Here is a 4,820-nt window from a genome sequence, read left to right on the forward strand (position 1 = left end):
CATCATCATCACGATATACTGACCTGTGAAAGCAATCGTCACTGCGGCGAGATTTCGTTTCCAAGCGACTACCGCGCGGCCCCGTTTCCGGGCCCGCTGTCATCGTCAAACGCACCTGAATATCGAGAGTGAGAACCCACGGTGGTAATCCAGGCTGACGACAACACGGAACCCATGAAAAATCCGTTCGACGACCAACATGAAAGCCCGAAGCGGCGAGCCGGTTTGCGGCTTACAGTGATCGCCCGCCTGGTGCGCAATAACTTCGACCGCAAGGTGGCCGCACTCAACGTGACGCGTTCGCAATGGGCGATGATCGCGGTCGTCGCGCGTTGTCCGGGTTCCACTCAGCGCACAATTGCCGAATATCTGCAGATGTCCGAAGCGTCGGCGGGCCGATTGATCGACCGACTGTGCGCCGATGGTCTGCTTGAGCGGCGCGAGCGTCGTGATGACCGCCGCGCCCGCGCCGTCTATCTGACCAGGCAGGCCGAACCGCTTCTCACCAAGCTCGGCGCCCTGGCGACCGAAAGCGAGCATCGTATGTTCAACGGCTTTTCGGATGCCGAAGTCGAACAGCTGTTAAGCTTCCTGAACCGCATTTATGAAAGCGTGAACCGCGGTTAGAGCACTTCTCGGCCGTCAATTTTCCATTGGCCCACGGCCACCGGGGCGACCGGTGAGGTTTTCCAACATCATTTCCAAAATGCGCGCCAGCTGCGCCTTGTCTTGCGCCGATACACCTTTCAGCGCCTCATCCGAAGTCTCTACCGCCAAGGGCTGCAGACGCTCGATAATCTCACGACCGCGATCGGTGAGATAAAGGCGCCGGGCCCTGCGATCCGTCGAGTCTTCCCGTCGTTCGACAAGTCCGGCCTCCTGCATCCGACCGATCATTCGACCCGCCGTGATAGGCTCCACTTCCAGGATTTCAGCAAGGCCGCCCTGCTTGATGCCCTCATGGCGTTGCAGGACGCTGAGCACCAGCCACTGCGGGCGAGTAACGCCGATTTCCCGTGCCCGCTCATCAAAGGCGCGGCGCATCAATCGGGCCACTTGCGCCAGGACCGTGCCCACCCTGCGTTCCATATGGGCCGGAGTTAGTAGGCTTGCTTAGTATTGGCCAGCCAAAACTGCTGCCCGCCGGTGGCCCTCGGCGCGTGCTGAGGGCACCGGCGGGCACAGTATCAGGCGCTCAAGCGACCGAAAGCGCCCGCGCCGGCATAAAGCGCGGCCTTGCCCAGTTCCTCTTCGATGCGGATAAGCTGGTTGTACTTGGCAAGCCGATCGGATCGGGCCAGCGAGCCGGTTTTGATCTGACCGCAGTTGGTGGCCACGGCGAGGTCGGCAATAGTGGAATCTTCCGTTTCACCCGAACGATGCGACATCACGGCGGTGTAGCCGTTGCGGTTTGCGATCGAGACCGCTTCCAGCGTCTCGGTCAGCGAACCGATCTGATTGACCTTGACCAGCAGCGAATTGGCCAGCCCCTTCTCAATCCCCATGGCAAGCCGCTTCGGGTTAGTGACGAAGAGGTCATCGCCGACAAGCTGCACCTTGTGGCCGATCTTGTCCGTCAGCGCCTTCCAGCCCTCGAAATCGTCCTCGCTCATGCCATCCTCGATCGAAACGATCGGGTAAGCGTCGCACAGATCGGCAAGATAGTCGGCGAAAGCGGCGGGATCGAGCGAAAGCCCCTCGCCGCTGATTTCATACTTTCCGTTCCGGAAGAACTCGGTCGAGGCGCAATCCAGGGCGAGCTTGATTTCCGTGCCGGGCTTGAATCCGGCCTTCTCGATCGAGGCCATGACGAAATCCAGCGCATCGCGCGTGCTGGCGAGGTTAGGCGCGAAGCCGCCTTCGTCACCCACCGCTGTCGCAAGCCCCTTTTCGGAGAGGCCCTTCTTCAGCGTGTGGAACACCTCCGCGCCCCAACGCACGGCTTCCGCCAGCGATCCCGCACCGACCGGCATAATCATGAATTCCTGAAAATCGATCGGATTGTCCGCATGCTCGCCGCCGTTGATGATGTTCATCATCGGCACCGGCAGAACATGCGCAGAAACGCCGCCGATATACGAATAGAGCGGTAATCCGCGCGCGTTCGCGGCTGCCTTGGCGACGGCCAGGCTGGTGCCCAGAATCGCATTGGCGCCCAAGCGCCCCTTATTCTCAGTGCCATCCAGCTCGATCATCGCCAAATCCAGATCGCGCTGATCCTCGGCATCCACGCCGACCAGCGCTTCCGCGATTTCGGTGTTGACCGCGTCAACCGCCTTGAACACACCCTTGCCGAGGTAACGCCCCTTGTCACCGTCGCGCAGTTCCACTGCTTCATGCGCTCCGGTAGAAGCGCCGGAAGGGACCGCTGCGCGACCGAAGCTTCCGTCTTCGAGCAGCACGTCGACTTCGACGGTAGGATTACCGCGGCTGTCAAGAATTTCGCGGCCGTGGATGTCGATGATCGCGGTCATTAGTGCGGTCTCCTCCTGCAAGCGCCGATTTGCGCCGTTTGCGCGGCTCTAGGCGGGGGAACTTCGCCTGACAAGTTGCGTTGCAGCAATATAGCGCAACTTGTGTTACTCTGGCCGCAGATCAATTATATGGGAGTCTGCCCCGCGTCGAAGGGGCGTCAAAGGAAGGAAACCGCCATGGTCGATCCCACTGCTTCCACTGGAGACGGCACCGGAAACGCCCGGAATCATTTCGCCAAGGCCATGGAAGAAGCCAAGGCGGGTGCGCAGGCGCTGGCTGACGAATGCCGTGAAAAGTTCACCCAGGCCACCGGCGAATGGACCGACGAAGCCAAGTCCAGGTCCGAGGAAGCCAGGGAAAAGGCCACCACCTTCGCCAGTGACGCCAAATCGAAAGCGTCGGAATACGCCAATGAAGGCAAGGCGCGCACAAGCCAGGCGATCGTCGGCCTCTCAAAGATGATCGACGAAAACGCGCATCTCATCGACGAGAAGGTCGGCGCGAAATACGGCGATTACGTTCGTACTGCCGCTAAATCGATGCAGGATGCCGGCACCCGCCTGGACGAAAAATCGTTCGACGAACTGGGCGAAGATGCAAAGGAGTTCGTTCGCAAGAGCCCTGGCCTGGCCGTGGGCATGGCCATTGCAGCGGGCTTTATGGTCGGCCGCATGTTCAAGAAGAGCGAATAAGGCAAAACGGCGGTTCGAACGACGATAACGATGCAGCAGTCCGATCAGGACCTCGCGACGATCGAGCATGAGGTCGAAGAGCCTTCGCTCGTAGAGGAACTGCGCCAACTCGCCGAGGAAGGGCGAGTGCTGGCGCAGGCCGAGTTTGCGTTCCAGAAGTCCCGCGCCGCTTATGCGGGCGCAGAGAGCAAGACGATTTCGCTGCTCTTGGCGTTCGCGGCGGTACTTGTCTTTTTCTCGCTCATGGCCCTGGTAACGGGCACCGTGATCGCGCTCGGGCCCCTGCTTGGTCCTTGGGGAGCCATGGGGGCGGTGACGCTGCTGCTGCTGCTCATTGCGGCGACTTGCGCATTCTCTGCCCGCACGCGCGTTACGCGGATGATGGCGATCCTGTCCGACGAGAAGAATGCAGGATGAGCAAGCTTGCCGCCCAGGTCCTTGCCGACCGTGCTTCGCGCGACGCCGCCCGCGCCGTGTTCAACGGACACTACAATGCCCTCAAGACCGATCTCGAAGAACGCGGGCTTGCCGGCCGCATCGCCGACGAAGCCATGGAACAAGCGAAGAAAATTTTCGATGAAGCGGTGGCTGTGGCGGAAGCTCATCCAGGTGCGGTGGGGGGAACCATCGCGGCGCTGGCGCTTTGGATATTACGCAATCCCATTATGGCCTGGGTCGAGCATTTGCTCGCTCCTGCAGCGGAAAAGATAAAGGAGCTGGACGGTGACTAAAACTGATCCAACAAAGTCCGCCACCCGGCAGAACATCGTGCCTCTATCAGCGCCCTCGACAGATCAGCGCCCTTCGGAAAAGCTGGCCTTGTTCGTCAAAAAACATCCGGCGCTGGCGGTCGCAGGCGCGATTGCGGCCGGGGTGGCGGTCAGCGCACTGCTTCCGAGGAAATCGACCCGCAAGGTGATCGGCAAGGCAATCCACCTCGCCGAAGCGGCCGGAGCAGCCACGATGACCTTCGGACGCGATGCTGGCGACAATGCGCACGCGCTGGGACGAGGCTTGCGCAAACAGGCGTCCGCTTTGGAGGACAGCGCCGAAAAAGCCGGCCACAAGACCGCGTACCAATTGGAGAAATACGGCCTTGCCGCTCTTGCCGCCGCCAGCGCCCTGGGTCGGATGACGGCCACCCGAGCGGGCAAGTTGGGAGAAGCCGCGGCAGAGAAGGCGCATCGGATTACTGATGCCGCTTCGGACCGATCTCATAAGGTGAAAACTATGGCGAGCGATCTGAGCAGCCGGTTACGACATTGAACCGCCTTTTATTGCTATCTATTCGCAATATACAAGAAGGTGTTCCACGCCGACGATCGGCCCTTGCCCTGCACCCCGCCTAAACTTATAGGGGCCGCCTCTCCCAACCACGAAAGCGGCCCACCCCATGCAGAAGCTTCACCTCGTGATGGGCGGCCGGGTCAAAGACCCGCGCAGCCTTGAATTCGTCGACCTGAAGGAAATGGATCTCGTCGGCGTCTATCCGGATTTCGCCACCGCGCAGGATGCCTGGAAGTCAGCGGCGCAGCGCACCGTGGACGATGCGGAAATGAAATATGTCATTGTCCATCTGCATCGTCTGCTTGAGCCGGGTAACTGCTCACGGGGTTGGCCTGGAGCGGGCTGATCAGGCGACGGCAAATTTGC

Annotated in this window: 8 protein-coding genes; 6 read left to right on the plus strand and 2 right to left on the minus strand. The window is 60.7% G+C overall.

Annotated features, from left to right (window positions below; all coding sequences use genetic code 11):
* The first annotated feature begins 174 nt into the window (after nucleotides 1–174).
* Nucleotides 175–627 carry a MarR family winged helix-turn-helix transcriptional regulator gene (locus V7D69_RS14365; protein ID WP_324061434.1) on the plus strand — a complete coding sequence of 151 codons (453 nt, stop codon included), beginning with the start codon at nucleotides 175–177 and terminating at the stop codon, nucleotides 625–627.
* A gap of 15 nt (nucleotides 628–642) precedes the next feature.
* Here the strand turns inward: V7D69_RS14365 and V7D69_RS14370 are convergent, their stop codons facing one another.
* Nucleotides 643–1,077, minus strand: coding sequence for a MarR family winged helix-turn-helix transcriptional regulator (locus V7D69_RS14370; protein ID WP_333606135.1), 435 nt, complete (start codon nucleotides 1,075–1,077; stop codon nucleotides 643–645).
* 110 nt (nucleotides 1,078–1,187) lie between these two features.
* Nucleotides 1,188–2,474 carry a phosphopyruvate hydratase gene (eno, locus tag V7D69_RS14375; protein ID WP_333606136.1) on the minus strand — a complete coding sequence of 429 codons (1,287 nt, stop codon included), beginning with the start codon at nucleotides 2,472–2,474 and terminating at the stop codon, nucleotides 1,188–1,190.
* 177 nt (nucleotides 2,475–2,651) lie between these two features.
* Between eno and V7D69_RS14380 the strand changes: the two genes are divergently transcribed.
* The 5 genes from V7D69_RS14380 to V7D69_RS14400 all read left to right on the plus strand — a co-directional run bounded on the left by V7D69_RS14380 (nucleotide 2,652) and on the right by V7D69_RS14400 (nucleotide 4,800).
* Nucleotides 2,652–3,167, plus strand: a complete 516-nt coding sequence (locus V7D69_RS14380) for a hypothetical protein (RefSeq protein ID WP_333606137.1) — start codon at nucleotides 2,652–2,654, stop codon at nucleotides 3,165–3,167.
* Between the two features lie 30 nt (nucleotides 3,168–3,197).
* Complete coding sequence (locus tag V7D69_RS14385) at nucleotides 3,198–3,584, plus strand: phage holin family protein (RefSeq protein ID WP_324061744.1); 387 nt, start codon at nucleotides 3,198–3,200, stop codon at nucleotides 3,582–3,584.
* Nucleotides 3,581–3,898, plus strand: coding sequence for a hypothetical protein (locus V7D69_RS14390; RefSeq protein ID WP_324061746.1), 318 nt, complete (start codon nucleotides 3,581–3,583; stop codon nucleotides 3,896–3,898). Before V7D69_RS14385 ends, V7D69_RS14390 begins: the two co-directional genes overlap by 4 nt.
* Nucleotides 3,891–4,433, plus strand: a complete 543-nt coding sequence (locus tag V7D69_RS14395) for a hypothetical protein (RefSeq protein WP_333606138.1) — start codon at nucleotides 3,891–3,893, stop codon at nucleotides 4,431–4,433. The genes V7D69_RS14390 and V7D69_RS14395 overlap by 8 nt, the downstream gene beginning before the upstream one ends.
* Before the next feature lie 127 nt (nucleotides 4,434–4,560).
* Complete coding sequence (locus V7D69_RS14400) at nucleotides 4,561–4,800, plus strand: DUF4170 domain-containing protein (protein WP_324061749.1); 240 nt, start codon at nucleotides 4,561–4,563, stop codon at nucleotides 4,798–4,800.
* Nucleotides 4,801–4,820 lie beyond the last annotated feature (20 nt).

The sequence above is a fragment of the Novosphingobium sp. genome, assembly GCF_036733805.1.
In the GTDB taxonomy this organism is placed as follows: domain Bacteria; phylum Pseudomonadota; class Alphaproteobacteria; order Sphingomonadales; family Sphingomonadaceae; genus Novosphingobium.

What these genes read in the sequence shown, in the direction of transcription:
- V7D69_RS14385 (WP_324061744.1), top strand. Translation starts at nt 3,198, where the DNA reads ATGCAGCAGTCCGATCAGGACCTCGCGACGATCGAGCATGAGGTCGAA.
- V7D69_RS14365 (WP_324061434.1), top strand. Translation starts at nt 175, where the DNA reads ATGAAAAATCCGTTCGACGACCAACATGAAAGCCCGAAGCGGCGAGCC.
- V7D69_RS14390 (WP_324061746.1), top strand. Translation starts at nt 3,581, where the DNA reads ATGAGCAAGCTTGCCGCCCAGGTCCTTGCCGACCGTGCTTCGCGCGAC.
- V7D69_RS14380 (WP_333606137.1), top strand. Translation starts at nt 2,652, where the DNA reads ATGGTCGATCCCACTGCTTCCACTGGAGACGGCACCGGAAACGCCCGG.
- V7D69_RS14400 (WP_324061749.1), top strand. Translation starts at nt 4,561, where the DNA reads ATGCAGAAGCTTCACCTCGTGATGGGCGGCCGGGTCAAAGACCCGCGC.
- eno (WP_333606136.1), bottom strand. Translation starts at nt 2,474, where the DNA reads ATGACCGCGATCATCGACATCCACGGCCGCGAAATTCTTGACAGCCGC.